At 45.8% G+C, this 26,234-nt stretch carries 25 protein-coding genes; 7 read left to right on the top strand and 18 right to left on the bottom strand.

Features of this window, described 5'->3' with window-relative positions; genetic code table 11:
* Window positions 1-6 precede the first annotated feature (6 nt).
* The 3 genes from imuA to QTO06_RS00765 are packed head-to-tail and all read left to right on the top strand — an operon-like array spanning window position 7 to window position 5,209.
* Window positions 7-699, top strand: coding sequence for a translesion DNA synthesis-associated protein ImuA (gene imuA / locus QTO06_RS00775; RefSeq protein WP_272759716.1), 693 nt, complete (start codon window positions 7-9; stop codon window positions 697-699).
* A gap of 4 nt (window positions 700-703) precedes the next feature.
* Window positions 704-2,107 carry a Y-family DNA polymerase gene (locus QTO06_RS00770; protein WP_331406529.1) on the top strand — a complete coding sequence of 468 codons (1,404 nt, stop codon included), beginning with the start codon at window positions 704-706 and terminating at the stop codon, window positions 2,105-2,107.
* A 27-nt stretch (window positions 2,108-2,134) separates the two neighbouring features.
* Window positions 2,135-5,209, top strand: a complete 3,075-nt coding sequence (locus tag QTO06_RS00765; RefSeq protein WP_331406527.1) for an error-prone DNA polymerase — start codon at window positions 2,135-2,137, stop codon at window positions 5,207-5,209.
* A gap of 99 nt (window positions 5,210-5,308) precedes the next feature.
* Here QTO06_RS00765 and QTO06_RS00760 read toward each other — a convergent pair whose 3' ends face one another.
* Both QTO06_RS00760 and mlc read right to left on the bottom strand, forming a co-directional pair.
* Entirely contained in the window at window positions 5,309-6,250 is a 942-nt protein-coding gene (locus tag QTO06_RS00760; protein ID WP_331406525.1) for a chemotaxis protein CheV, read from the bottom strand.
* A 230-nt stretch (window positions 6,251-6,480) separates the two neighbouring features.
* Window positions 6,481-7,698, bottom strand: coding sequence for a sugar metabolism global transcriptional regulator Mlc (gene mlc / locus QTO06_RS00755; protein ID WP_009707015.1), 1,218 nt, complete (start codon window positions 7,696-7,698; stop codon window positions 6,481-6,483).
* A 319-nt stretch (window positions 7,699-8,017) separates the two neighbouring features.
* Between mlc and pyk the strand changes: the two genes are divergently transcribed.
* A complete protein-coding gene (gene pyk / locus QTO06_RS00750) occupies window positions 8,018-9,460 on the top strand; it encodes a pyruvate kinase (RefSeq protein ID WP_020196406.1) in 1,443 nt (480 codons plus the stop codon).
* A gap of 67 nt (window positions 9,461-9,527) precedes the next feature.
* Here the strand turns inward: pyk and QTO06_RS00745 are convergent, their stop codons facing one another.
* Together QTO06_RS00745 and cydH are read right to left on the bottom strand one after the other, a co-directional pair.
* Window positions 9,528-10,673 (bottom strand): patatin-like phospholipase family protein, encoded by a 1,146-nt coding sequence (locus tag QTO06_RS00745; protein ID WP_331406524.1) that lies wholly within the window; start codon window positions 10,671-10,673, stop codon window positions 9,528-9,530.
* A gap of 18 nt (window positions 10,674-10,691) precedes the next feature.
* Window positions 10,692-10,784 carry a cytochrome bd-I oxidase subunit CydH gene (gene cydH, locus QTO06_RS00740; protein ID WP_005444835.1) on the bottom strand — a complete coding sequence of 31 codons (93 nt, stop codon included), beginning with the start codon at window positions 10,782-10,784 and terminating at the stop codon, window positions 10,692-10,694.
* 127 nt (window positions 10,785-10,911) lie between these two features.
* Between cydH and QTO06_RS00735 the strand changes: the two genes are divergently transcribed.
* From QTO06_RS00735 to QTO06_RS00725, 3 genes are all read left to right on the top strand, one after another.
* On the top strand, window positions 10,912-11,502 hold the full coding sequence (locus tag QTO06_RS00735; protein WP_331406523.1) for an outer membrane beta-barrel protein: 591 nt from the start codon (window positions 10,912-10,914) through the stop codon (window positions 11,500-11,502).
* A gap of 481 nt (window positions 11,503-11,983) precedes the next feature.
* A complete protein-coding gene (locus QTO06_RS00730; protein ID WP_331406521.1) occupies window positions 11,984-13,444 on the top strand; it encodes a sodium-dependent transporter in 1,461 nt (486 codons plus the stop codon).
* Window positions 13,444-13,542, top strand: a complete 99-nt coding sequence (locus QTO06_RS00725) for a MetS family NSS transporter small subunit (RefSeq protein ID WP_005536518.1) — start codon at window positions 13,444-13,446, stop codon at window positions 13,540-13,542. The genes QTO06_RS00730 and QTO06_RS00725 overlap by 1 nt, the downstream gene beginning before the upstream one ends.
* Window positions 13,543-13,610: 68 nt before the next feature.
* On the opposite strand, the gene QTO06_RS00720 is transcribed toward QTO06_RS00725, so the two are convergent.
* The 14 genes from QTO06_RS00720 to rpmF all read right to left on the bottom strand — a co-directional run bounded on the left by QTO06_RS00720 (window position 13,611) and on the right by rpmF (window position 26,201).
* A complete protein-coding gene (locus tag QTO06_RS00720) occupies window positions 13,611-14,012 on the bottom strand; it encodes a hypothetical protein (protein ID WP_039842224.1) in 402 nt (133 codons plus the stop codon).
* A gap of 253 nt (window positions 14,013-14,265) precedes the next feature.
* A complete protein-coding gene (gene ptsG, locus QTO06_RS00715) occupies window positions 14,266-15,696 on the bottom strand; it encodes a PTS glucose transporter subunit IIBC (protein WP_005439576.1) in 1,431 nt (476 codons plus the stop codon).
* Between the two features lie 444 nt (window positions 15,697-16,140).
* On the bottom strand, window positions 16,141-16,908 hold the full coding sequence (locus QTO06_RS00710; protein WP_331406519.1) for a TatD family hydrolase: 768 nt from the start codon (window positions 16,906-16,908) through the stop codon (window positions 16,141-16,143).
* On the bottom strand, window positions 16,899-17,861 hold the full coding sequence (locus QTO06_RS00705; RefSeq protein ID WP_331406518.1) for a DNA polymerase III subunit delta': 963 nt from the start codon (window positions 17,859-17,861) through the stop codon (window positions 16,899-16,901). Before QTO06_RS00705 ends, QTO06_RS00710 begins: the two co-directional genes overlap by 10 nt.
* A 24-nt stretch (window positions 17,862-17,885) precedes the next feature.
* Complete coding sequence (gene tmk, locus QTO06_RS00700; protein WP_331406517.1) at window positions 17,886-18,518, bottom strand: dTMP kinase; 633 nt, start codon at window positions 18,516-18,518, stop codon at window positions 17,886-17,888.
* The gene (mltG, locus tag QTO06_RS00695) at window positions 18,515-19,531 is read right to left on the bottom strand and encodes an endolytic transglycosylase MltG (RefSeq protein WP_010645673.1); all 1,017 of its coding nucleotides are present in this window, start codon (window positions 19,529-19,531) and stop codon (window positions 18,515-18,517) included. The genes tmk and mltG overlap by 4 nt, the downstream gene beginning before the upstream one ends.
* Window positions 19,528-20,343 (bottom strand): aminodeoxychorismate lyase, encoded by an 816-nt coding sequence (gene pabC, locus QTO06_RS00690; protein ID WP_331406516.1) that lies wholly within the window; start codon window positions 20,341-20,343, stop codon window positions 19,528-19,530. Before pabC ends, mltG begins: the two co-directional genes overlap by 4 nt.
* A gap of 107 nt (window positions 20,344-20,450) precedes the next feature.
* Complete coding sequence (fabF, locus tag QTO06_RS00685; protein ID WP_009707027.1) at window positions 20,451-21,698, bottom strand: beta-ketoacyl-ACP synthase II; 1,248 nt, start codon at window positions 21,696-21,698, stop codon at window positions 20,451-20,453.
* 93 nt (window positions 21,699-21,791) lie between these two features.
* Window positions 21,792-22,025 carry an acyl carrier protein gene (acpP, locus tag QTO06_RS00680; RefSeq protein ID WP_004406112.1) on the bottom strand — a complete coding sequence of 78 codons (234 nt, stop codon included), beginning with the start codon at window positions 22,023-22,025 and terminating at the stop codon, window positions 21,792-21,794.
* Between the two features lie 245 nt (window positions 22,026-22,270).
* Entirely contained in the window at window positions 22,271-23,005 is a 735-nt protein-coding gene (gene fabG, locus QTO06_RS00675) for a 3-oxoacyl-ACP reductase FabG (protein WP_005444803.1), read from the bottom strand.
* A 34-nt stretch (window positions 23,006-23,039) separates the two neighbouring features.
* Entirely contained in the window at window positions 23,040-23,963 is a 924-nt protein-coding gene (fabD, locus tag QTO06_RS00670) for an ACP S-malonyltransferase (RefSeq protein ID WP_331406515.1), read from the bottom strand.
* Between the two features lie 75 nt (window positions 23,964-24,038).
* The gene (locus QTO06_RS00665; RefSeq protein WP_331406514.1) at window positions 24,039-24,989 is read right to left on the bottom strand and encodes a beta-ketoacyl-ACP synthase III; all 951 of its coding nucleotides are present in this window, start codon (window positions 24,987-24,989) and stop codon (window positions 24,039-24,041) included.
* Window positions 24,990-24,994: 5 nt separating this feature from the next.
* Complete coding sequence (gene plsX / locus QTO06_RS00660; RefSeq protein ID WP_331406512.1) at window positions 24,995-26,020, bottom strand: phosphate acyltransferase PlsX; 1,026 nt, start codon at window positions 26,018-26,020, stop codon at window positions 24,995-24,997.
* A gap of 10 nt (window positions 26,021-26,030) precedes the next feature.
* Complete coding sequence (gene rpmF / locus QTO06_RS00655; protein WP_005396978.1) at window positions 26,031-26,201, bottom strand: 50S ribosomal protein L32; 171 nt, start codon at window positions 26,199-26,201, stop codon at window positions 26,031-26,033.
* Between the last annotated feature and the right edge of the window lie 33 nt (window positions 26,202-26,234).

Genomic DNA, 26,234 nt, shown 5'->3' with positions numbered 1-26,234 from the left:
TTATTTATGCAAGACATCATCCAACACTTAAAAAGCCAGCATCTTGTTTGGCAAGCAAATCTAACCAAAGCTGACGATCATCAGTTCCTTAATAGTTCTGGTTTTCCGGAGCTAGATGCTCTGCTTGGTGGCGGCTTTCCTCCTCACGGTGTGGTGGAAATGGAATCCATAGGCAGCATTGGCGAGCTGCGTTTGCTTGCGCCTTACTTAAAAGCATCCCTTTCGAGAGGAGTCACGGCATTCATTCAGCCACCAGCATTGATGAATTCATTGTTCCTACACGGCATTGGGCTAGACATCAACCAGGTGTGGGTGGTCACGCCTGAACATCAGCGCGATACATTATGGGCAGCGGAGCAGTGCCTCAAGAGCGGTGTTTGTACCAACGTTTTGCTATGGCAAGATGAACTAGAGATCCACCAAGTAAAACGTCTGCAAGTGGCGAGCGAGCAAGGATCTTGCCCTCTGTTTATGCTCAAACCTAATATGACAAACCGCTTGTCTTTACCTGTTTCGTTGAGTCTGAAATTGCAAGGTCATGGACAAGGCGTTAGCGTGGAAGTTCTCAAACGAAAAGGCGGTTGGAGCAAAGGTAGTGTCGACATCAATTTCCAACACCACTACCCACAATTGGTGATGCCAACCACGGCTCACATTCCATCAACTGTGGTCAATTTCCCATTGGCGAATCAAGGTTAGTGGTATGGCTTTGTGGATTTATTTGCACTTCCCTCGCCTGCAGCTAGACGCACTCTTTGGCGATAACCAAGAGCAACCCGTGGTGATTGTAGAAAGCCAACGTTGTCGGATCATTCAATACAACGAGATTGCCGAGCAACAAGGCATTAAACCAAATATGGGCTTGGGTAGTGCGGCTTCTTTGTGCCGAGATTTGCAAGTGCATCCTTATCATCCGCAAACCGAATTGAGCAAGTTACAAGAAATTGCTCAATGGCTTTATCTGATTACTTCTGATGTCGTATTGATGCCAAACCAAGGTATTCTGCTACGCGCAACCCCGATGCTTAATCTGTATGAAGGACTACAAAACTATTGGACTAAAGTCAGTGCTCATTTATCAGAGCTGAAACTGAGTTTTCAATTCGGGTGTGGCTTTTCGCCTTTTTCTGCCAAATTGATGGCACTAGCAGGGACGAATGTCATCAACGAAGACAAATCTGCCATACAACAAGCCTTATCGCCACTGCCGCTAACACTGACGGATTTATCAAGCGCTACCGTAGAGAAGCTACAACGTGTCGGTGTCACCACTTTGCAAGGCTTGCTTGAGTTGCCATTGCAAGATATCGCACGCCGATTCGACATTGATTTGGTGAACTACGTTGGTCGACTGACTGGGCAGTTTAAGCATCCTGTCGACTTTTATCATCCAACCGAATCCTTCCAAGTCTATTTAGAACTGTTGTTTGAGATTGAAAACGTTCAATGGGTGGAGAAACCACTGGCTAAATTACTTCGTCAGCTCGAAACCTTTCTCAAGCTGCGTGATAAAGTCGCGTTTGAACTCTGTTTAACCCTCCACCAGCGAGACAAGCAAGCACAGCACCTTCTGCTCACATCCGCGCAAGGCGATTACTTGTGCCAACGTTGGCAACAGCTCGCAAGTTTGAGTCTGGAATCAGTCACGTTAAACGGTCCTGTTATTGGTCTGACGTTACAAGTGGAACGCCAAGGTGAACCTTTAAGCTCTGCACGCGACTTCTTTGCTGGGCAAAAAGGACAAATGAACGCGTTAGAACTGCTCTCTTTACTGCAAGCTAAATTGGGTAAAAGCGCGGTACTCAAACCCAACATTGCCTGCGACCCAAGGCCAGAGAAAGCCAACCAATATCGCCCAGCCGATGAGCCGGATGTACCAATTAACACCATCCCTGCTCTTCTGCGACCCGCGATGCAATTACCCGAACCTATCGTGCTACAAGAGCAAGTCTCTCTAGTTCATGGACCAGAGCGGATTGTCTCGGGATGGTGGGATGGCGATGAGATCATGCGTGATTACTACATTGCACACACCAAGCAAGGTCGCTGGTTATGGGTGTTTCGCGATCAACACAAGCACTGGTTTCTCCATGGCTATTTTTGTTAAATCGACGGTTATTTTTGTTAGGTCGTTATGAGTTACGCAGAACTGTTTTGTCAGTCCAACTTCTCCTTTCTCACTGGCGCTTCTCATGCAGAAGAGTTAGTGTTGCAGGCGGCGTTTTATCGCTATCAAGCCATTGCGATCACCGATGAGTGCTCGGTTGCGGGCGTAGTGAAAGCCCATGCCACCATCGAGCAGCATAAACTCGACATCAAACAAATCGTCGGCAGCATGTTTTGGCTCAATGATGAATGCCAAGTGGTGCTGCTTTGCCCTTGCCGTAAAGCTTACGCAGAGCTGTGCCGGATAATCACCAATGCGAGACGCCGCAGCGAGAAAGGCAGCTATCAGTTATCTGAATGGGACTTAATGTCAATTCGTCACTGCTTCGTGCTATGGCTTCCGACTCATAAGGAGAGTGACCATTATTGGGGACGTTGGCTCCAGCAGCATCACGCTCATCGCTTGTGGGTCGCAATTCAGCGTCATTTAGGTGGCGATGATGATGCCTACACCACACACTGTGAGTTACTGGCAAACGAGTTTCAATTGCCGATTACCGCTTGTGGTGGCGTCTTGATGCATGCTGTTGAGCGTTTACCATTGCAACATGTCCTGACAGCAGTTAAGCATGGTTGTAGCGTCGACAAGTTGGGCTTTGGCCGTTTATCCAATGCCGAGCGAGCGCTGCGTCCATTGAACAAACTCTCTCGAATTTACAAATCCGAATGGTTAGTTGAAAGCACCCATATTGCGGACTTGTGCGAATTCAACCTCTCAGATCTGAAATACGAATACCCAACAGAACTGATTCCAGACGGTTACACCCCTACTTCTTACCTGCGTATGTTGGTCGAGCGTGGTAAAAAGTTGCGCTTCCCTGAAGGTGTTCCCGCAGATATTCATCAAACCATCGAGAATGAGTTAGCGCTCATTGAAGAGCTGGAATATCACTATTACTTTCTCACCATCCACGACATCGTGATGTTTGCTAAACAGCGAGGCATTCTCTACCAAGGGCGAGGCTCTGCGGCAAACTCGGTGGTGTGTTACTGCTTAGAAATCACCGCCGTCGATCCTAGACAAATCTCGGTTCTGTTCGAACGCTTTATTAGCCGAGAGCGAGAAGAGCCGCCAGACATTGACGTCGACTTTGAACACGAGCGTCGTGAAGAAGTCATTCAATATATCTACAAGAAGTACGGGCGCGAGCGTGCCGCTTTAGCAGCGACCGTGATCAGCTATCGCTTTAAAAGTGCCGTACGTGAAGTGGGCAAAGCGTTGGGGATTGAAGAAACTCAGTTAGACTTCTTCATCAAAAACGTGAATCGACGTGATCGCACCCAAGGTTGGCAAGCGCAAATCATCGAATTAGGGTTGCAACCAGAATCGTTAAAAGGCCAGCAGTTTATCCAGTTGGTGAACGAGATCATCGGCTTTCCACGCCATTTATCTCAGCACGTGGGCGGCTTTGTGATTTCATCTGGCCCTTTGTATGAACTGGTGCCTGTCGAGAATGCCTCAATGGAAGATCGTACTATTATTCAATGGGATAAAGATGATTTAGAAAGCTTAAAGCTATTGAAAGTCGATGTACTTGCACTCGGCATGTTGAACGCGATCCGTAAATGCTTTCAATTGGTCGAGAAGCACCACCAGCGATCCCTGTCAATTGCCGAGATCACGCGCCTGCAAGACGATCCACACGTATATCGTATGATCCAAAAAGCCGACACCGTTGGCGTGTTTCAAATTGAGTCTCGCGCACAAATGAGCATGCTGCCACGCTTAAAGCCTGCACGTTACTATGACTTAGTGGTTCAGATTGCCATTGTTCGCCCGGGACCAATTCAAGGAGATATGGTGCATCCGTTTCTAAAACGGCGAAATGGTGAAGAGCCAATCAGCTATCCATCGGAAGAAGTAAAAAGCGTACTAGAGCGCACTATGGGTGTGCCGATTTTCCAAGAACAAGTGATCAAACTCGCGATGGTTGCTGCAGGGTTCAGTGGCGGAGAAGCCGACCAACTTCGTCGAGCAATGGCAGCATGGAAAAAGAACGGCGATCTTGCCAAGTTCAAACCGAAGTTAATCGACGGGATGCGTGAGCGCGGTTATGACTTGGAATTTGCCGAACGAATCTTCGACCAAATCTGTGGCTTTGGTGAGTATGGCTTCCCAGAAAGTCACTCAGCCTCTTTTGCGGTGCTGGCTTACTGCTCTGCATGGTTAAAGTTCTATTACCCTGCTGAGTTCTATACAGCCCTACTTAATAGCCAACCGATGGGGTTTTATAGCCCTTCGCAACTGGTTCAAGATGCGCGCCGACACGGTGTCGAAGTGCTGCCTGTTTGCATCAATCACTCTTCGTATCAGCACCATTTGGTTAAACGGCCGAATGGTCGCTTTGGTGTTCAACTGGGTTTTCGCTTAGTGAAAGGTTTTAATCAAGAGAACGCTTCTCGGTTGGTGGAGCGACGGACAAGCACTGGCTATCGCTCTATTCAAGAGGTGAAACAGATCTTAAGAAACCGACGCGATATTGAATTACTTGCTTCTGCCAACGCGTTTCAAATCCTTTCTGGCAATCGTTATAACGCGCGCTGGGCAGCAATGGACTCACTATCCGACTTACCCTTGTTCAACCACATGGAAGAACCAATGGCGAATTACCAAGCTCAACCTTCTGAATACGAGAATTTGATTGAAGATTACGCCAGCACCGGATTATCACTGAGCCGACACCCGATTACTCTGCTGGAAGAAGCAGGTAAGTTACCACGCTTTACTCGGATGAAGCAGTTGGTAGAAAAGGAGCACAAGTCTTTAGTGACGGTCGTCGGAGTGGTGACAGGTAGGCAATCTCCAGGCACGGCAGCAGGTGTGACTTTTTTCACCTTAGAAGACGATACGGGCAACATTAATGTGGTGGTCTGGCGAGCAACCGCGCGCGCTCAAAAGCAAGCTTATCTCACTTCGAAAGTCTTGATGGTCAAAGGGATTTTAGAAAGAGAAGGAGAAGTGACACACGTAATTGCAGGAAAGCTCATCGATTGCACACACAACCTTGCTGAGCTGAAAAGTAAATCTCGTGATTTCCATTAAGCCATCGCGTTTTGATGGTGGGAAAAAGCGTACACCGGAAAAAGTAAAGGGAGGTCAAGCCTCCCTTTTTGATTCTGCTGAATTAATTTTCAGCCATCTTTATACGATTTGGCGCAGCCGCTCTTGGGCTACTTGAACCAAGAGATCGGGCTGGAATTTAGAGATAAAACGATCACATCCAACCTTTTGCACCATAGCTTCATTAAAGCTTCCACTTAACGACGTGTTCAGCGTAATAAACAGTTTCGACATGCGAGGATCAGAACGCACTTCATGCGTCAGTCTGTAACCGTCCATTTCTGGCATCTCTGCATCCGTGATCATCATCAGCAGCTCTTTCTCGACGTCTTTACCTTCATCACACCAACGTTTAAGGACCGTTAATGCTTCTAGGCCATCGCGGCATTCAATGATGTTCAAACCAAGCTGAGACAAGGTATCTTTCACCTGATTACGGGCCGTTGAAGAATCATCAACAATCAGAACATTACGACCAATCATGGCTTGAGCTAGCTCTTGATCTAAAATGCCATCAGAAATGGTGACGTCGTAATGGACGATTTCCGCCAACACTTTTTCTACATCAATGATTTCAACGATTTGTGATGACTCACCATCCTTCACTTGCGTGATTGCTGTTAGGTAGTTAGAGCGACCAGATGTCGATGGCGGCGGTTGAATTTCTGTCCAAGCAGTATTGATGATGTTGCGCACAGGCCCGACAAGGAAACCCTGAATAGAGCGGTTGTATTCGGTGATGATCAAATTTTCTTCTTCTGCTTCACCACGCAATGGTGGGAAGCCAATCGAGCAACGCAGATCAATCACTGGCACGGCTTCGCCGCGCAAAGAGGCTACACCACGGATGTTGTAATGAGAGCCCGGGAGTTTTGTCAGTGGAGGCAGCTTGATCACCTCTTTCACTTTAAAAACATTAATCGCAAACAATTGGCGACTATTCAGCGTGAAAAGCAAAAGCTCCAGTCGGTTTTCACCCACTAGATTCGTACGCTGATCAACCGTATTTAACACTCCGGACATACCACTACCTAACTTTGAACGACAACCTATCACTCTTTACAGAAAGCCGTGTTGAAACAACAAAGTAAACCTTTTGTATGAGTGCTCTATATTACTTACGAAAATTACATTAATGCTATAGATATAGCAATGAAACAGCGCCCAGATTAGCGCTTTCAGCACTGAGAAGATCAAAAAAGGGCGAACTGTAACGTTCACCCTTTCTTTAAGTTGAGTTGATGCAAGAAAGATTAACCTTCAATCACCTTCATCAACAGTTGTCCATCGTATAGCGCCTGCTTCACTAACGCAGCACCCGGCATCGTCGCTTGCTTATAAAAGCGAGATTCCACCAGCTCAAGGTCTTGATGATAAACAGGTAGACTTTGCTCTTCGATACAACGACGAATCGCAGGATAAAGCACATCTTTCGCTTGGTTGATTACCCCACCAATCAAGATTTTCTCTGGGTTGAACAGGTTGATTACAATCGCAATCGCAGAGCCTAAATAACGGCCCAGTTTCTCAATCACGTCAACCGCAAGAGGATCACCGTTCGCCGCCGCTTCACAAATGCTCTCGATGCTCATTTCTTCGTGCTCAGCAAGAATAGAAGCTTCACCGTTAGCAATACGAGTAACCACCTCTTCGCGGATTGCCTGCGAACTCGCCACCGTTTCAAGACAACCAATGTTGCCACAATGACAGCGCTTGCCGTTTGGATCGATTTGGATATGGCCAAGTTCGCCGATGTTACCGTGACGACCTTGCAGCACGCGACCATCTAAGATGATCCCCGCACCTAAACCGTGGTGGATAGAGATAAGCACCGAGTTATCGTTCTCTTGCGAATGACCGAACAGCTTCTCTGCCAGCGCCCAAGCACGCGTATCGTTGGCAATAAAGACAGGTAAGCCCGTTGCTTTATAGATTTCAGGGCCTAACGCCAAGTTCTCAACATTGTAGTGCGGCATTTGCAATACGATACCCTGCTCTGAGTTCACCAGACCAGGCAAAGTAATCGCGATACTGGTGACACGATCGAGTTGATCAGCGTAGGTTTGGAAGAATTCATCAATTTCGTAGAGTAAGCGTTCAAGTACGTCGTCTTGGTCGCGTTCATGGATATCGATTTTGGTATCGATAAGAACATCACCACCAAGCTCGTGCAGTGCGATGGTCAAGTACCCTCGACCTAAGCGCATCGACAAGAATTGCCAACCTTCATTATTGACCTGTAAACCCACTGCAGGACGGCCACGGCTCGTTGCTTCCTGAACAGTAGTTTCATGAATCAGATGGGCTTCAATCAACTCTCGAGTGATCTTAGTGATACTCGCAGGCGCAAGCTCACTTTGCTTGGACAAATCGATTCGAGATATTGGACCCTTCAGGTCAATTAGTTTGTATACACGACCAGCATTGACCTGTTTGATATGATCAATATGGCCCGGTTGAGCCATGTACATCTTGCACTCCGAAATTCTATAACGGGATAATTTTTTTACTTTGCGAAGTAATTGTGAAGTGAATTGATAAATCCCCGTGACAAGCATCACGTATAAACATGTTTGTTTGTGTATTCAATCAAATAACCAGAAATCTACTCCTGTTAAATTGTTTGAAAAATAACTTATTTTATTCATCAAATTAGGTAACAAAGCCTGCGCCTTAATGTTTTTTCAGCACTTTGACCTAAATGCGAACAATCTGCGCATACTGTGCATATACTTAGCGAGAATAGAATTCGAGTTATCTAGTCCTACACCTGCATTCTTCGGAGAATCTATGACTTCCATATTAAGAAGAACAAAAATTGTCACAACGCTTGGCCCATCAACCGATAAAGACAATGTCCTTGAGGAGATAATCAAAGCTGGAGCAAACGTCGTTCGTATGAACTTCTCACACGGTACCAGCGATGACCACGTTCAACGTGCAGAAAAAGTAAGAGCTATCGCAGCGAAGCTTGGTCGCCAAGTGGCAATACTTGGTGACTTACAAGGTCCAAAAATTCGCGTTTCCACCTTCAAAGACGGCAAAATTCATCTCAATGTTGGCGATAAATTTACGTTAGACAGCGACTTACCAAAAGGCGAAGGCGATCAAGACTCCGTTGGCTTAGATTACAAAGAGCTACCACAAGACGTCTCTCCTAATGACATCTTGCTACTTGACGATGGTCGCGTGCAATTGCAAGTGACTAGCGTTGAAGGCAACAAAGTCCACACCCGAGTGACGGTCGGTGGCCCTCTTTCCAACAACAAAGGCATCAACAAAAAAGGCGGCGGCCTATCTGCGGATGCACTTACTGAAAAAGACAAAGCAGATATTCTCACCGCTGCAAAAATCAAAGTCGATTACCTCGCTATCTCATTCCCTCGCAATGGCGAAGATATGCATTACGCTCGTCGTTTGGCGCGAGACGCAGGTCTTGAAGCGAAACTCGTGGCAAAAGTGGAGCGTGCTGAAACCGTCGCGACCACAGAATCCATTGATGACATCATCTTAGCGTCTGACGTTGTTATGGTTGCTCGTGGCGACTTGGGTGTCGAAATTGGTGACCCAGAGCTCATTGGTGTACAGAAGAAGCTGATTCGCCGTGCGCGCAGCTTAAACCGTATCGTGATTACTGCGACCCAAATGATGGAATCAATGATGGCTGCGCCAATGCCGACTCGTGCGGAAGTCATGGATGTGGCAAACGCTGTCCTAGACGGCACGGATGCAGTGATGCTTTCCGGTGAAACAGCTGCGGGCCTATACCCAGTAGAAACCGTGAAATCCATGGCTGAAGTGTGTATAGGTGCAGAAAAGATGTCGGAAGCAAGCCTGTCGACTTACCGATTGGACCGAACCTTCGCAACCGCTGAAGAGACCATAGCTATGTCGACCATGTATGCAGCCAACCATATGGAAGGCGTTAAAGCTATGGTTTCTCTGACCGAATCCGGCCGAACCGCTTTGATGATGTCTCGCTTAAGTTCTGGTTTGCCGATTTTTGCACTATCACGTAATGAATCAACGCTAAACCGAGCGGCATTGTATCGCGGCGTCACACCTGTGTACTTTGATTCCAAAGGCGGCGCTGGCTTAACTACGGCTCACGCAGCCATCGTAACACTGAAAGAACAAGGGTTACTGGATGAAGGAGACTTGGTGATCTTCACTCAAGGTGATGTGATGGACGTAGTAGGTTCAACCAACTGCATGCGTATTTTGTCCGCTTAGTACCTTCCCAAAAAACCATAAAGGCTCCACACTGAGCCTTTTCTTTATTCAGATACTTGATTTCGATCTAAGCCGTTTCTCGACCATCTATGTTCAATTTGTCATAGAGTTGAATCAAATTGAAACCCGTTTGCAGACCAAGTTGATAATCGTGCTCTAACGCTTCTGGATCGCTCAACAAAGACGATGACTGTAACTCTTCTTTAGGTGCCAATTGCAAAATAAAGGTGTCATCGGGCGGAGCGGTTAAGAACGCTTGTGTCAATTCGAAGGTTTGGTAGTGAATCATCAACATGTCAGCCAATCCAGAATCGAAGTTTTCACCAATTAGGTGGCTCAAGCGATAAAGATTATCCGCCCCAAACAACCAGCGTCCACCATTGAGCAGCTTTCTACCCGACAATTTCGACTGATGAGCCGCATTAATTTTCTGCTGTAAGAAGCTACTCCAATTCTCTTTCCATTGGTGAACTTTGTGTTGCCAAGACTCTTGCACAGAGTTAATAGACTCGCGGTACCATTTGACACCCTCTTCACCAATCCCGGCTTGTACTTTGGCTTCTGCCTCAGAAAAAGGCTCAGTACGAATCACAATGATGTTACGCGCATTCTTTCTCCATGCTTCTTGCACAGGAATTGAGGCAGAGACCCCACCATCAACATAAGGATGCCCATTTACATCCACAGGCCCCAGATACAATTTAGGGATCGCGCAAGTGGCAACCATGGTATTGACCCAGTCCCCACCGAGTATCGGCAAGTATTGATCAGAAAGAGTATCGACATTTGTCACCGCAGCAAACGCGCCACGGGCACCTAACGCAGTTTTCCCCATATCGAGGTCAAGTTTATAAGGGTAATCTTGAATGCGCTCTAAGGCCCATTCCAAGCCCAAATATTGCTTCTTGCGGATATAACGGAAAAGATTAAAGAATTCGTTGGAAGTAGTGAGCTCCGTAATGAAAGCCTTGCCCATGCCGTGTTGACGACAAAGGTAAGCACACAAATTCAGAGCTCCGGCTGATGTGCCATAGAATTCATCGAATGGATCGAAATTAGAAAGAAGGAATGCATCCAACACTCCAGCGGTAAAAATCCCTCTCTGCCCTCCTCCTTGTGCGACAAGGGCAGTTTTGCCATTTCTGTAGCGCTCATACATCTCAATGTCGAGCTCTGCATGGCGATCAGTGATAATACCGCTGTTGCGTGTCATAGGCGTATCGCCAATGCATTAAGCCGTAGTAATCGCAATGATGCCGAAAGAGAGTAAAACTGCGAATACTGTAACGACGATGAGTAGGGCTGATTTTAGATCGTGTTCCATAGACACCTCCTTTAGTTGTAACAAATTAATAACACCAGTGTGAATTATGTTCAAGAATTGCCTAATTTAGTCGCAAGATTTTGGCTAAGGCATCACAATTAGCTTAGTCATAATAAGGAGATAGCAAATGAACTATAAAATTGGCTGGCTAGTTGGGAGTGTATTATTGAGCTGTTCTATGGCTGCTCAAGCGACGGTTATCGTCACGCCCTATGTCGGCTTTACAGGAGGCGGTAAAGTAGAGGATGAGAACGACCGCACCTACGATTTGGACCCTTCAATCAATTATGCTTTGTCAGTTGAAACCCCTTTTGAGATGGGTCGCATCGGTTTTTTCTATTCCAATCAGTCATCAGAATTGCAAAACATTAATAACTCGGCAGACATTCACTATCTTCAATTTCAAAGCAGCATTTACTACCCTCTTGCTCAAGGCTGGCAAACCTACGTTGGATTGGGCATAGGCGCGTCATACGCCGACGTAGACTGGGTAAACGACAAATATGGTTTTTCTGGTAGTGCATTCGCCGGCCTTGAGTACGAATTCTCGAAAACCTTTGCAATGACCGCGCAAATCCGTTGGTTAGGCACAGTTGTAGACAACGACACCTCAGGCGCTTGCGTCGTACCAACGGACGGTTCGTCGTGTATCATCAAGTTTGAAACTGACTGGATGAACCAATTCCAATCCAACATTGGCTTTCGTTTCCGTTTCTAACGACTTTCACTTCTAATGTGTCGTTTTAACGAAATATTCTCTACTGGGTGTATCTAACACAGAGATACACCCTAATAGCCAAAAAGAGTTTATTTGACCAAGATCACATCGACCATATAGTCATTTATTTCAAAACCTACCCAACTTTACCGATCAGATAGCCTACCAAATCACTAATTAACAATATTTAAACCAGATAAAATATCGACATTAACATTTAGAATCTATTGCGCTAAATAATGTAAAAAGTTAGTCTGAACACAGAAAGCAGAAGAATATTTCAGCTTTTGCAAACACACATCAAAATTTAAAGCATTTAATTCTATTTCTTGTCAGGTAACACAAAGCAAAACACCAGAATTTTATAACAATACCGAACATCGAGCAGAAAACTGACGGATAACAGTTGCTCTTTGCTCTACTGGTGTTGCACGTTGCCGAGAAGAGCTTCATTCCTTAGGGAGTTGTACAGGAGTCAAATATGAAGCGAGAACAATGGGGATCCCGTGCGGGATTCATCTTAGCCGCAGTCGGTTCAGCCATCGGTTTGGGTAACATCTGGCGTTTCCCATACATGGCCTACGAAAATGGCGGTGGTGCCTTTTTCATTCCTTACCTTTTTGCCATGATCACTGCTGGTATTCCTTTTATGATCCTTGAGTTCAGCATGGGTCAAAAATACCGTGGTTCTGCACCAAAAACACTAGCCAAAATTCATTCCAAGTTTGAGTGGCTTGGCTGGTTCCAAGTGGGTGTCGCCGCTGTTATCGCCGTTTACTACGTAGCCGTGATTGGTTGGGCAATTTCTTACTTTGGTATGTCATTTACCCAAAGTTGGGGTTCAGATACCAACGCTTTCTTCTTCAGTGAATACCTAAAGCTTGGTGATAACTCTCCAACGGATTTAGGCAGCATTCAATGGAAGATCGCAGTGTCTATGCTCATTGCTTGGGCCATTACCTACACAGCGATTGTGAGTGGCGTCAAATCAGGGATCGAGCGCGCCTCTAAGATCATGATGCCTATCTTATTCTTTATGGTGATCTTCTTGATTGGCCGTATGATCTTCCTTCCCGGCGCACTAGACGGTGTGAACTATATGTTCGAACCTGACTTCAGCAAAATCTGGGATGTGAAGGTATGGGCAGCCGCTTACGGTCAGATCTTCTTCACGTTGAGTATCGGCTTTGCCATCATGCTGGCTTACTCAAGCTATCTGCCAGAAAAATCAGACATCACCAATAACGCCTTCATGACGGTATTGATCAACTGTGGTTTCTCGATTCTATCAGGCATCATGATTTTCTCTGTGTTGGGCTACATGGCTCAAGAACAAGGCAAACCTCTGACTGAGGTTGTATCAGCGGGTGTAGGTTTAGCATTTGTTACGTTACCTGCGGCAATTAACTTGCTACCAGCACCATACATTCTTGGTCCCCTATTCTTCTTTGCTTTGGTTGTGGCTGGTTTAAGCTCGCACATCTCAATCATGGAAGCAGTAACGTCAGCGGTTATCGACAAGCTGAAGTGGAGCCGTAAGAAAGCTGCGAATGTTGTGATTGGTACGGGTTTTGTGGTCTCAATGGCATTCGCGACCAACGGCGGATTGCTTCTGCTGGACCTTGTCGACCACTTCGCAAACAACGTTGGTATTATGGTTGGCGGCCTAGTAGAAATCATTCTGATGGCTTGGTTGTTGAAACAAGTACCTGAAGTTCGTAACTACGTAAACGAGCGCTCTGACTTCTCTGTTGGTCAATGGTTCGAAATCTGTTTACGCTTTGTCACACCAATCATGTTAGCAATTATCTTGGCAACCAAACTGTACGCACTTCTAACAGAAGGTTACGGTGGCTACGACCTGACTCTAGGTTGGGTAATGATTGCCGCACTGTTTGTGTTTGGCGTATTGATTAACGTAGCGAGCAAGGAGAAAGCATAATGACTACAAGTGCAATCATCATGATGGTTATCGGACTTGGCATCACTTGGGGTGGCGCTGCGGTATGCATCAAACGAGCAATGAATAAACAGCAGTAAAGCTAACTGCCAGCGAAATTAAGGCTCAAAAACAAAATGCCGGCTCAGTGCCGGCATTTTTGTATCTATTAGAAATTGTACTTGATACCAAGCGCCCCACCGATTTGCAGATCAGGCCCTTTGTAGAAGTCCACTTCAGGATGGATTTGCGCGTACAGATCCCAGCCTTTTGATAGATCCCAATTTAAACCTAGTGGGACACGAACACCGAATTCATCATCCCACTCGTACCAGCCACCAACACCAACATACCAAGTTAATGGCATGCTTTGATCAAATGTGCCGCGCTTCGCTATGTAATCAAACGCCATACCATCGTTACCAATAATACCGCGATACTTGTCATCAATTTCAACGACAACGCTGAGCTCTTGATCTACCGCCATACCAACAGAAAAATTCTTTGCTCCGTCCGCCGCTATTACGGCACTCGGCAGCATTGTTGCCGCCAATAAAATTCGCTTTTTCACAGCCTTCCCCCACTTAAAAAACAGCGTGCATAATTCAAACATGATGTCATTTTGTTGTGTCAGTAATGAGTAAGAATGACGTACGAAAAAAGCAACAAGTGTAAGGGTGAGCGTGAGATCACGACTAAAACCCCAAAAGTAAGTGTTAGTGAGAAAGAGATTAGAGAAGAATAAATACTGGAGAGGTATGAGGGGAAAGATACAGAAAGCAAAAAGGAGGCCGAAGCCCCCTTTTTCTTATGAATGACTGAGATTAGCCGTGGTTACGAATCCACTCATCCATTTCAGTTTTCAGGTTGTCAGACTTAGTACCGAAGATAGCCTGAACACCACCTGCTACAACTACAACACCAGCAGCGCCTAGTTGTTTTAGTTTGTCTTGGTCAACTGCAGCTGTGTCAGCTACTGCTACACGTAGACGAGTGATACATGCATCTAGACCAGTGATGTTTGCTTTGCCGCCGAATGCTGCAACAAGCTCACCTGCCATGTCAGAACCAGAAGTTGCAACAGCTTCTTCAGATTCGTCTTCACGACCTGGAGTTTTAAGGTCAAGAGCAGTGATTACTGTGCGGAATACTACGTAGTAGATTACTGCGTAAACTAGACCAACAGCTACCATCAGACCCATCTTCTGAGCGTGGCCAGATAGAACTAGGAAGTCGATCAGACCGTGTGAGAATGATGTACCGTGTACGAAGCCTAGCGTGTTAGCAACAACGTATGCAGAACCAGCTAGTAGAGCGTGGATACCGTATAGTACTGGAGCAACGAATAGGAATGAGAATTCGATTGGCTCAGTAATACCTGTTAGGAATGAAGTCAGAGCAGCTGACGCCATGATACCCATTACTTTCGCGCGGTTTTCTGGTTTAGCACAGTGAGCAATAGCGATTGCTGCAGCTGGTAGACCGAACATCTTGAACATGTAACCACCCGCTAGCTGACCGAAGCCATTACCAGCAGCGCGAGAAGCATCATCTGCAACTAGGTAACAAGTTAGTACGCCGTTTTGAGTTTCACCAGCAGCGTTCACACAAGTACCTGCTTCGAAGAAGAATGGCACGTTCCATACGTGGTGTAGACCGAATGGGATTAGAGAACGCTCAACTACGCCGTAGATACCGAACGCAAGTTGTGGGTTTTGGTGCGCAGCCCAGTCAGAGAATGCAGAGATTGCACCGCCGATTGGTGGCCATACGATAGATAGTACAACACCTAGGATGATCGCAGCGAAACCAGTGATGATTGGCACAGCACGCTTACCAGCGAAGAAGCCAAGGTACTCTGGAAGTTGGATTTTGAAGAAACGGTTGAATGCCCAAGCAGCAACACCACCGACAAGGATACCACCTAGTACACCTGTATCGATTTTCTCAACGCCCATGATGCCAGCCATAACGCCAAGCGTTGCTGTCATGATGCCGTAACCAACGATTGCAGCAAGACCAGCTACACCGTCATTGTTTGTGAAGCCAAGTGCTACACCAACAGCAAATAGAAGTGCCATTTGGCCGAATACTGAACCACCAGCTTGTTCCATTAGGTTAGATACAACCTCTGGAATGAAGCTTAGGTGGGCAGCACCAACACCTAGTAGGATACCTGCGACTGGCAACACTGATACTGGTAGCATCAGAGCTTTACCAACTTTTTGCAGGTTTGCAAAAAGGTTCTTAAACATGTTTATGCTCCTGATAAATTATAAGTATTATTTGGGCACTAACGGCACACCCCCGTAGCCTAAATGTTAGCACCCAATGAAAATGTAACCACACGAGGCATTATATTTTCCGGCTCTAAATATATATTGATGGCCCTCAAACTTTCCACACAGTTACGAAATTTAGTTTCAAAACAAGTCTTGGATCACACCGAAAAACAGCCAATGAAAAGGTTTGCATTAAACTTATATTACTGTTTTATAAAGATTTTATTATCTACATAATTAATTTTAAGGCGTAAATAAAATAAAGATCGATGTTATTTTTAGTAACAAAATTACATTTGATGAATTTGAATGCGCTTAAATCAACAAATTTAGTAAACATTAAACTAAATGATCTTTTTGGCGCATTTCTAAACAAAAAAGGGGCTTTCGCCCCTTTTTAAACCGTTTCTTGATTTTTCATCGCAAAAAAAGATTTCGGAAGTTTTCGGTGGTTTTTTGCCCGACTTCAGATAATGAACACCCTTTTAGCTGTGCAATGTAAGCCGCAACTTCCACTACAAAGGCTGGTTGGTTCTCTTTTCCGCGGTGCGGAACAGGCGCAAGATATGGTGAATCAGTCTCTATAAGCAACTTTTCAAGGGGCAAAGCTTTTACAACTTCCTTCAATTCTGTTGCTTGACGGAAGGTCACAATACCCGAAATCGAGATGTAGAAACCTAAATCAAGCGCCGCCTCTGCAAAAGCTAGATCTTCAGTAAAGCAGTGGATCACGCCACCACATTTTTCTGCACCGCCATTGCGTAGAATTTCTAATGTATCTTCGCGCGCATTGCGGGTATGGATGATAAGTGGTTTGTTCAACTCTACCGCTAAGTCGACTTGTTGTTCAAAACGCTTTTGTTGTAGCGCTGCTATCTCTGGCTTGTAATGGTAGTCTAGGCCTGTCTCACCAATCGCAACGACTTTATTGTGAGAAGCATGCTGGCGTAACACCTCCATCGAGAAGTCACTTTCTACATCGAGAGGATGGACACCACAAGACGCGTAGACATTTTCATACGGCGTGATCAGTTCCAACATTTTAGGGAAGGAATCCAGCGTAACGCCTACAGATAAAAGCTCTGTTACGTTCGCTTGTTTTGCTTTGTTAATAACGTCTTCGACATTGATGTGAAGATCATCGTAATTCAATTTGTCTAAATGACAGTGAGAATCTACGAACATAATGCCTCTCGTGATTCAATTAACCAATTCATTGATAGTAGCTCAAGGTTCAAGCCTGGAAAGGTTTGCATTTGAGCCTTTAACTCGAGTAATTTTTGTGCTGCTGAGTATAAACCGTTGTAGTTGTACGGTTGAAACTTGTCAGCCCCTGGCAACTGGTCTGCCTCAGCCACACCAAATTGCGCTTTCTGTGCATCAGTTAATAAGTACCAAGCCCAATCCAACGCTTTATCTGGGTTCTTGGCCATCAAAGACGCACATTGGAACACATCAGAAACAGGAGAAGACAAAGCCTCAATCAAACTGCGCTCAAATGCCTGGTAGGCATCAAGCTCGCCATTTTTTACTGCTTCTAGTGTGTTGATTGGGGAGCCCATGTTCAGCTTAAGTGCGTAAGCTGGCACTTTCAAAGAACCCTGCTCGCTCATCCAACTCGTCGCTTGTTCTGTCGAAGGTGGCGTCACCACCCACTGCTGACAGCGGCTTTGGATGGTTGGGAGTAATCTTTCTTGGTTATGCGTGACGAGCAAGAACAAGCACTTCTGCCCAGGTTCTTCGAGTGTTTTGAGTAACGCGTTCGACGCTGATTCGTTCATCGCATCCGCAGGTTCAATGATAAACACACGATAGCCATTTAGCTGAGACGATTCATGCGCAAGACGATTGCATGTTCGAATCTGGTCAACGGTAATGGATTTCCCTTCCTTCTCTGGTGTGATCCAGTGTAAGTCAGGGTGGCTGTTTGATTGCGTTAGCTGACAGCTGTGGCAAAAACCACACGCTTCACTGGTGTAGTTTTGGCACAAAAGCGAATGACTAAAGAGTTCGACCAACCTCTCAACGGCTAATCCTTGCGCACTTTGCAGCAGCAAGGCCCCTGGAACTCTTTCGGAATCCAAACTTACTTTGAGGTTATCCCAAACGGGTTGTAACCATGGAAAGTCATTTAACATGAATTACCTCAATCCACACTCTGCTTACTGTGCTGCTAGCCATTCATTGAGCGCAGCTTTGATATCTTGTGCCACGTCTTCAATCGACTGTTCTGCGTTGATAATTACGATAGAGTCATCTGCGTTCGCAAGCTCCAAGTAACGCTCACGGGTACGCTCAAAGAAGCTGATGTCCATTTTTTCGATGCGGTCTAGTTCACCACGGCCACGTGCACGCTCAAGACCAACACGCGGATCGATATCCATGTACAATGTGAAAGCAGGCTTAAACTCACCTAGCGTTGTATCGCGCAGGTTCTTCATCAGTGATGCATCGATCTGGCGGCCACCACCTTGGTAAGCTTGAGAGGACAAATCATGACGGTCACCCACTACCCATTGGTTGTTCGCTAGTGCTGGTTTAATCACGTTCTCAACTAACTGAACACGTGCGGCGTAGAGCAAAAGCAGCTCTGTCATGTCTTTCAGGTCTTCGCCTTCGTGCTCTTCTTTGACTAGCGCACGCATTTTCTCTGCGAGTGGCGTACCACCCGGCTCACGTGTATTGACGATATTTTCGATACCCGCGGCCTTAAGTGTGTCTAAAACAGTCTTAATCGCAGTGCTTTTACCCGCGCCTTCTAGGCCCTCAACGACAATAAAGTTTGCTTTCATCATTTGTTCTTTCTTAGTTCTCTTAAATAGGCACGTACAGCACGGTTGTGCTCAGCAAGGGATTTCGAAAACACGTGTCCGCCCTTTCCACTTGCTACAAAATATAGATAGTTGCTGTTTTCTGGGTTTAAAGCAGCTTCAATCGACGCTTCACCTGCCATAGCGATAGGCGTTGGCGGCAAACCATTGATTGTGTATGTGTTGTATGGCGTTGGTGTACGCAAATCTTTTTTACGAATATTACCATCGTACGCATCCCCCATACCGTAAATAACGGTCGGATCCGTTTGCAGACGCATACGTTTATTGAGACGGTTAACAAAGACTGATGCGACACGTTCACGCTCAGCATCAATTGCCGTTTCTTTCTCAATAATAGAAGCAAGGATCAGCGCTTCGTATTTATCTTTCAGTGGTAACTTGTCCTGACGTCCTTCCCATTGTTCATCCAGGATCTTGTTTAGCTTGCTGTGTGCACGCTCTAAGATCTGACTTTCACTTGCGCCAGCAGTGTAATGGTAAGTCTCCGCAAGGAATAAACCTTCAAGCTTGTCACGTTCAATACCTAGCTTTTCTGCCATCTCTTTTTCAGACAGTCCAGTTAAGTCATGTTTTACATAAGGCGCAACACTTAGCTGTTCAACCCACTCAGAGAAACGGCTACCTTCAACAAAAGTAATCGCAAACTGATGTTCTTTACCTGTGTTTAGTTGCTCTAGCGTCTCGTATAATGAAACATTCGGCTCAAGTTGGTAAGTGCCTGCTCGCACTTGAAGAAGCTCTGGGTAAAGGTGAGGCATTAAGCGAGTGTAATCAGAGGCTTCAATAATATTGTCTTTCACCAAATCACGCATGACACGGTGAAAGCTAGTACCATTTTCAACGGTAAACAGTTGTGGCTGCTCTATTAGAATTGGCGAGTTAACGTATTGCTTAGTCTGTGAAACAACGTAAAAAACACCAGCTGCACCAATAACGGCAATCAGTACAACAAAAGCAAACAGTTTTTTAATCACGAATTTAGATTCCCTTGAAGTCGTCGTGTCAATTTTCCAATTGGAAATTCAATCTTGTTATCTGGTGTTGAAATACCGCAAACCGGCGCGACACCCAATAATGAGTTACACATCCACACTTCTCCTGCATCAAGCAAATCAGCCAGTGCGAACTTGGCTACCTGCACTGGGTAGCCATTGTTTTGGAGAAATTCCAATACCTTACGGCGCATTACGCCAGCCACACCAGACAAACTCAAATCGGGTGTGTATATCTTTTTATCTTTAACCCAAAAAAGGTTTGCCATTGTAGTTTCAATGACATGATTTTGCACATTTAACGTCACAGCATCGGTAAATTCCGAGCCTTCAATTTCCGCTTTTGCGAGAACCTGTTCGATACGGTTATTGTGCTTGTGGCCAGCCAGAAGCGGTTGAATGCCAAGACGGGTTCTGCAAACCCCTAACGGCACGCCATTTTCTTGCCATGAAGAGTAATGCGAAGGAAATGCAAAATTCGAAATAGTCACGACGGGCCCTTCAATGCCGCTAGGACTATACCCTCGCCCTCCAGTGCCGCGACTGATATGAATTTTGATTCCGGCAAGCTCATCATTCAAGACCGCTTTCATTGCCCAATCGAACACCTGGCTCCAATCGGGGAGTGGGATGTGTAACGTTTTTAGGCACGCTTCCATTCGCTCAACATGCGCTTGCCAGTGCTCTAATTCACCCTTCTTAGTTTTTATAGTGGTGAAACAGCCATCGCCATATTGAAACGAGCGGTCGCCAAGCGAAATGTGTGTTTGTGGCAATCCATTGACCCAGAACATTCAGATACCTTTGCTTTCCGATCGACATATAAAACAAAACGGCTCAATGCTAAGCATCGAGCCGTCAGAATACAAGTATCGCTTCTCTAAAACAGTGTTAGAGATTTTTACTCAGCGAATTTTTTGAATACTAGCGAACCGTTTGTACCGCCGAAGCCGAACGAGTTACAGATTGCGTATTCCATATCAACTTTGCGCGCTGTATGCGGAACAAGATCGATATCTAGACCTTCTTCTGGATCATCTAGGTTGATCGTTGGTGGAACGATTTGGTCTACCAAAGAAAGAACTGTGATGATCGCTTCAACTGAGCCAGCAGCACCTAGAAGGTGACCAGTCATAGATTTAGTTGAAGATACTAATACTTGCTTAGAGCCTTCTTCACCAAGAGCACGTTTAACACCCTTGATCTCAGCCACATCACCAGCAGGTGTCGATGTACCGTGAGCGTTCACGTAACCAACTTGAGTACCAGTGATGTTTGCATCACGCATTGCCGCTTCCATTGCTAGAGCGCCACCTGAACCATCTTCACTTGGAGAAGTCATGTGGTAAGCGTCACCAGACATACCAAAGCCAACTAGCTCTGCGTAAATCTTAGCGCCACGTGCTTTTGCGTGCTCGTACTCTTCAAGAACCATCATGCCCGCACCGTCACCAAGAACAAAGCCATCACGGCCCTTATCCCATGGACGAGACGCTTTTTGAGGCTCATCGTTACGAGTTGAAAGTGCTTTTGCTGCACCGAAACCAGCCATACCTAGTGGTGTAGATGCTTTCTCTGAACCACCAGCAACCATCGCCTCAGCATCACCGTATGCAATCATACGCGCTGCGTGGCCGATGTTGTGTAGACCTGTAGTACATGCCGTAGAGATCGCGATGTTTGGACCACGAAGACCACGCATGATAGATAGGTTACCTGCAACCATGTTTACGATGGTCGAAGGAACAAAAAATGGGCTAACTTTGCGAGGACCTTTTTCAACAAGCGCTGTATGGCCTGTTTCGATTAGGTCTAGACCGCCGATGCCTGAGCCGATTGCTACACCAACTCGAGCTGCGTTTTCTTCGGTAATTTCTAAGCCAGAGTCATCCAGTGCTTGGATACCCGCTGCAATGCCGTATTGGATGAATAAATCCATTTTACGAGCATCTTTCTTAGACATGTACTCTGTGCAATCAAAATCTTTCACAAGACCAGCAAAACGAGTCGAGAAGTTCGTTGCATCGAAATGTTCGATGTTCACGATACCGCTTTGACCTTCTAGCAGGGCTTTCCAAGATGATTCTACTGTGTTGCCTACCGGTGACAACATACCCATGCCTGTGACAACTACACGACGCTTGGACACGATATAATTCTCCGGGAATTGAATGTTTCTATGAGAGGATAGAAGAAGTTAGAAAGAACACAGGCGGTCTAGGAGACCGCCTGGGAGAGATAATTACTGAGCGCTGTTTACGTAGTCGATTGCAGCTTGAACAGTAGTGATTTTCTCAGCTTCTTCGTCAGGAATCTCAGTGTCGAATTCCTCTTCTAGAGCCATTACTAGCTCTACAGTGTCTAGAGAATCAGCACCTAGATCGTCAACGAATGAAGCTTCGTTTTTAACTTCTGCTTCGTCTACACCTAGCTGTTCAACAATGATTTTCTTTACGCGTTCTTCGATGTTGCTCATTTTTCTTTTCCTTTACAGATTTCGCCTAATGCGATGATTCCGTAGTTTATTCGAACTATTGAAAGTTGCAAGGGGGTCCTTGCTGGTCAAACCACAAAATTAGCGAATTTAACCGAATTTCAATACATTTTTGACTTAAATCATGCACAAATCTTGCGCATGAGCATGACAACTTAATGACAGTTAACAGCAACTATAGGCTATTTTTCACAAAGTAAAACAGCTTATTTTGCACGAACTGTGCATTAAACCATGTACATGCCACCATTTACATGCAAAGTTTCACCAGTAATGTAAGCAGCCTCAGGTGAAGCTAGGAATACAACTGCTGATGCAATTTCACGTGGGTCACCTAGACGACCTGCCGGCACGTTCGACAACGTTGCTGCACGTTGGTCATCATTTAGCGCCTTAGTCATGTCAGTTTCGATGAAACCAGGAGCCACTGTGTTAACCGTTACGCCACGAGAAGCGACTTCACGAGCCATCGATTTAGTGAAACCGATAACGCCTGCTTTCGCTGCTGCGTAGTTAGTTTGACCAGCGTTACCCATAGTACCAACAACAGAACCTACGTTGATGATGCGACCAGCGCGTTTTTTCATCATGCCGCGTAGAACCGCTTTAGACATGCGGTAGATTGGCGTTAGGTTTGTGTTGATGATGTCGTTCCACTCGTCATCTTTCATACGCATTAGTAGGTTATCGCGTGTGATACCAGCGTTGTTTACTAGAATATCGATTGCACCAAACTCATCGTTGATGGTTTTTAGGGTTGCTTCGATAGACTCAACGTCAGTTACGTTAAGTGCTAGACCTTTACCATTTTCACCTAGGTATTCGCTGATAGCCGCTGCGCCACCTTCTGAAGTTGCAGTACCGATTACCGTTGCACCGCGCTCAACAAGAAGTTCAGCAATCGCACGACCAATGCCACGGCTCGCGCCTGTCACTAGAGCGATTTTACCTTCTAGATTCATCATGTTGTGTTTTCCTTTTCTTATCGTGAACAGATTACTTAGCGGCTTCTAGCGACGCTACGTCGTTAACTGCTGCTGCGCTTAGTGTTTTCACGATACGTTTAGTCAGACCTGTCAGTACTTTGCCAGGGCCAAGCTCAAGAAGATTTTCTACGCCTTGTTCGCTCATTAACTGCACGCTCTCAGTCCAACGAACTGGGCTATGAAGTTGACGAACCAATGCGTCTTTGATTTTTGCCGGATCAACTTCAGCAGCCACATCAACGTTGTTGATAACAGGAAGTTGTGGTGTATTGAATTCGATAGACTCTAGCGCAACGGCTAGTTTCTCTGCTGCTGGCTTCATTAGTGCGCAGTGTGAAGGCACTGAAACAGGAAGAGGAAGTGCACGTTTAGCACCTGCTTCTTTACATAGTGCACCAGCACGTTCTACCGCGTCTTTACTACCTGCGATAACAACTTGACCAGGTGAGTTGAAGTTTACTGGAGAAACGACTTCACCTTGTGCTGCTTCTTCACAAGCTTTTGCAATTGCTTCGTCATCTAGACCGATGATCGCGTACATTGCACCAGTACCCGCAGGTACCGCTTCTTGCATCAGTTGACCACGTAGCTCAACCAGTTTGATTGCTTCTTTAAAGTCAATCACGCCAGCACACACAAGCGCTGAGTACTCACCTAGGCTGTGACCCGCTAGGTTTGCTGGTTGCTCAAGACCAAGCTCTTGCCATACACGCCAGATAGCAACAGATGACGCTAGCAAAGCCGGTTGAGTACGGAAAGTTTGGTTTAGATCTTCTGCAGGTCCATTTTGAACAAGCGCCCATAGGTCGTAACCTAGTGCGTCAGATGCTTCTGCAAATGTTTGTTTTACTACGTCATATTGTTCGCCTAGATCAGCAAGCATACCTACAGCTTGTGAACCTTGACCTGGAAATACGATAGCAAACTTGCTCATGTTGTTTTCCTTTAAGCAAAGTAAAAAGAAATAAGATGCACCGTAGCGCATCTTAAATTTTGAATCTTGTGAAACTTAGAATTTCACCAGGGTAGAACCCCAAGTGAATCCGCCGCCAAACGCTTCAAGAAGTAGAGTTTGACCACGTTTAATACGACCATCACGTACCGCCTCATCCAGTGCTGTTGGCACGGTTGCTGCAGATGTGTTGCCGTGTTTATCAAGTGTGATCACGACTTGGTCTAGTGACATCGAAAGCTTTTTCGCTGTCGCTGAAATAATGCGGTAGTTCGCTTGGTGCGGAACCAACCAGTCTAGTTCAGACTTGTGCATATCGTTCGCTTCAAGCGTGTCTTTAACCAGCCTTGATAGCTGAGTAACGGCTACTTTGAATACCTCGTTACCGGCCATATGAAGCCATTTATTTGCATCTTTACCACGTTCAGGAACAGGAAGGCTCAATAGATCACCAAACTGGCCGTCTGAATATATGTGCGTAGAAATAATGCCAGGCTCTTCGCTTGCACCAAGAACAACGGCACCCGCAGCATCACCAAACAAGATGATAGTTGAGCGATCCGTTGGGTCACATGTTTTCGACAATGCGTCTGCCCCAATCACAAGCACGTTTTTGCACATGCCAGATTTGATGTGTTGGTCAGCAACAGATAATGCGTATACAAAACCTGAACAAGCAGCGGCTAAGTCGAATGCAGGACAACCTTTAATGCCAAGCTTTCCTTGCACCTGACACGCAGATGAAGGGAAAGTATGGCTACTGCTAGTAGTAGCAACGATAATTAGGTCGATATCATTTTTATCAATGCCGGCCATATCGATAGCGTTTTCAGCTGCGTAGAATGCCATGTCCGCAACAGTTTCATCTTCTGCTGCAATTCGACGCTCTTTAATACCAGTACGAGCTACGATCCACTCGTCACTTGTATCTACCATTTTCTCTAGGTCTGCGTTAGTACGCACCTGAGATGGCAGGTAGCTGCCAGTACCTAAAATTTTGCTATACATGAAGACTAATAATGCCTCTCGAGTAAAACCGCTTCCAAACGATCGCTAATACGGCTTGGTACTTGTCGTTTGACCTCGTGTACTGCCTCGCCAAGTGCATTGACAATCGCAGATACATCCGCACTTCCATGGCTTTTTATGACAATGCCGCGCAATCCTAGCAAACTTGCGCCGTTATACTGGTCGGGGTTCAGTGTTTTTAGTTCATTAAATAGCCGAGAAAACAGTTTTCTAGCAATCCATCCCTTTATCGTTGATGCCATCATGCTGGTTTTTAGTTTTTCGATAAAGAGTTGCGCTGTTCCCTCGCTGGCTTTTAAGCATACGTTACCGACAAAGCCATCACAAACAATGACATCGGCAACGTCATGCAAAATTTGATTACCTTCAATATAACCCACAAAATGAATTGCGTCGGTTTGAGAAAGCATTTCTGCACAGCGTTTGACTAAATCGTTTCCTTTAATTTCTTCAGCACCAATATTCAGCACCGCCACACGAGGTGGATGACCGAGGTGTTCCTCGGCTAACGCACTGCCCATCACTGCAAATTGAAATAAGCTGTCTGCATCGCAAGATACATTCGCACCAAGATCTAACATCCAAGTACGTTTGCCACTAATGGTGGGTAATGCGGAAACTAAAGCAGGACGCTCAATACCAGGAAGCAGTTTAAGAATGAATCGTGAGAGCGCCATCAAGGCTCCGGTGTTACCACCGCTCACACACGCATCTGCTTCGTTATCAGAGACCAGATCAATGGCCATACGCATGGAGCTATTTTGGCTATTACGTAGTGCTAAGGACGGTTTTTCTGAATTAGAAATTACTTTCTCGCTATGAAGAATGCTTAAGCGAGAACTGGTAGAGGTACCTAGTTGAGATAATTGAGACGTGATCAGAGGTTGATCACCTATAAGAATCACTTTTAGCTCTGGGAAATGAGACAGTGCCTGCACGGCGGCAGGCACTGTTACGCGTGGACCGAAATCCCCGCCCATTGCATCAAGTGCAACGGTAATACTTTGCAAAGGTTCAACCTTACTTGTTGATAACCTTTTGACCACGGTAGTAACCTTCAGCAGTTACGTTGTGGCGTAGGTGAGTTTCACCAGAAGTCGCGTCTACAGATAGTGCAGCTGTAGTTAGCGCATCGTGTGAACGACGCATACCGCGCTTAGAACGAGTTTTACGGTTTTTCTGTACGGCCATTGACCCTACTCCTATACTATTGGGTTAAAAACC

Origin of the sequence: Vibrio sp. M260121 (assembly GCF_036533715.1) — a bacterium.
In the GTDB taxonomy this organism is placed as follows: domain Bacteria; phylum Pseudomonadota; class Gammaproteobacteria; order Enterobacterales; family Vibrionaceae; genus Vibrio.
The sequence above is the reverse complement of the archived record's forward strand: the minus strand, read 5'-3'. Positions and strand labels throughout refer to the sequence as shown.

Excerpts from the sequence above, each read along its gene's own strand:
- imuA (WP_272759716.1), top strand. The coding sequence starts at position 7 with ATGCAAGACATCATCCAACACTTAAAAAGCCAGCATCTTGTTTGGCAA.
- QTO06_RS00770 (WP_331406529.1), top strand. The coding sequence starts at position 704 with ATGGCTTTGTGGATTTATTTGCACTTCCCTCGCCTGCAGCTAGACGCA.
- QTO06_RS00765 (WP_331406527.1), top strand. The coding sequence starts at position 2,135 with ATGAGTTACGCAGAACTGTTTTGTCAGTCCAACTTCTCCTTTCTCACT.
- QTO06_RS00760 (WP_331406525.1), bottom strand. The coding sequence starts at position 6,250 with ATGTCCGGAGTGTTAAATACGGTTGATCAGCGTACGAATCTAGTGGGT.
- mlc (WP_009707015.1), bottom strand. The coding sequence starts at position 7,698 with ATGTACATGGCTCAACCGGGCCATATTGATCATATCAAACAGGTCAAT.
- pyk (WP_020196406.1), top strand. The coding sequence starts at position 8,018 with ATGACTTCCATATTAAGAAGAACAAAAATTGTCACAACGCTTGGCCCA.
- QTO06_RS00745 (WP_331406524.1), bottom strand. The coding sequence starts at position 10,673 with ATGACACGCAACAGCGGTATTATCACTGATCGCCATGCAGAGCTCGAC.
- cydH (WP_005444835.1), bottom strand. The coding sequence starts at position 10,784 with ATGGAACACGATCTAAAATCAGCCCTACTCATCGTCGTTACAGTATTC.
- QTO06_RS00735 (WP_331406523.1), top strand. The coding sequence starts at position 10,912 with ATGAACTATAAAATTGGCTGGCTAGTTGGGAGTGTATTATTGAGCTGT.
- QTO06_RS00730 (WP_331406521.1), top strand. The coding sequence starts at position 11,984 with ATGAAGCGAGAACAATGGGGATCCCGTGCGGGATTCATCTTAGCCGCA.
- QTO06_RS00725 (WP_005536518.1), top strand. The coding sequence starts at position 13,444 with ATGACTACAAGTGCAATCATCATGATGGTTATCGGACTTGGCATCACT.
- ptsG (WP_005439576.1), bottom strand. The coding sequence starts at position 15,696 with ATGTTTAAGAACCTTTTTGCAAACCTGCAAAAAGTTGGTAAAGCTCTG.
- QTO06_RS00710 (WP_331406519.1), bottom strand. The coding sequence starts at position 16,908 with ATGTTCGTAGATTCTCACTGTCATTTAGACAAATTGAATTACGATGAT.
- QTO06_RS00705 (WP_331406518.1), bottom strand. The coding sequence starts at position 17,861 with ATGTTAAATGACTTTCCATGGTTACAACCCGTTTGGGATAACCTCAAA.
- tmk (WP_331406517.1), bottom strand. The coding sequence starts at position 18,518 with ATGATGAAAGCAAACTTTATTGTCGTTGAGGGCCTAGAAGGCGCGGGT.
- pabC (WP_331406516.1), bottom strand. The coding sequence starts at position 20,343 with ATGTTCTGGGTCAATGGATTGCCACAAACACACATTTCGCTTGGCGAC.
- acpP (WP_004406112.1), bottom strand. The coding sequence starts at position 22,025 with ATGAGCAACATCGAAGAACGCGTAAAGAAAATCATTGTTGAACAGCTA.
- fabG (WP_005444803.1), bottom strand. The coding sequence starts at position 23,005 with ATGAATCTAGAAGGTAAAATCGCTCTAGTGACAGGCGCGAGCCGTGGC.
- fabD (WP_331406515.1), bottom strand. The coding sequence starts at position 23,963 with ATGAGCAAGTTTGCTATCGTATTTCCAGGTCAAGGTTCACAAGCTGTA.
- QTO06_RS00665 (WP_331406514.1), bottom strand. The coding sequence starts at position 24,989 with ATGTATAGCAAAATTTTAGGTACTGGCAGCTACCTGCCATCTCAGGTG.
- rpmF (WP_005396978.1), bottom strand. The coding sequence starts at position 26,201 with ATGGCCGTACAGAAAAACCGTAAAACTCGTTCTAAGCGCGGTATGCGT.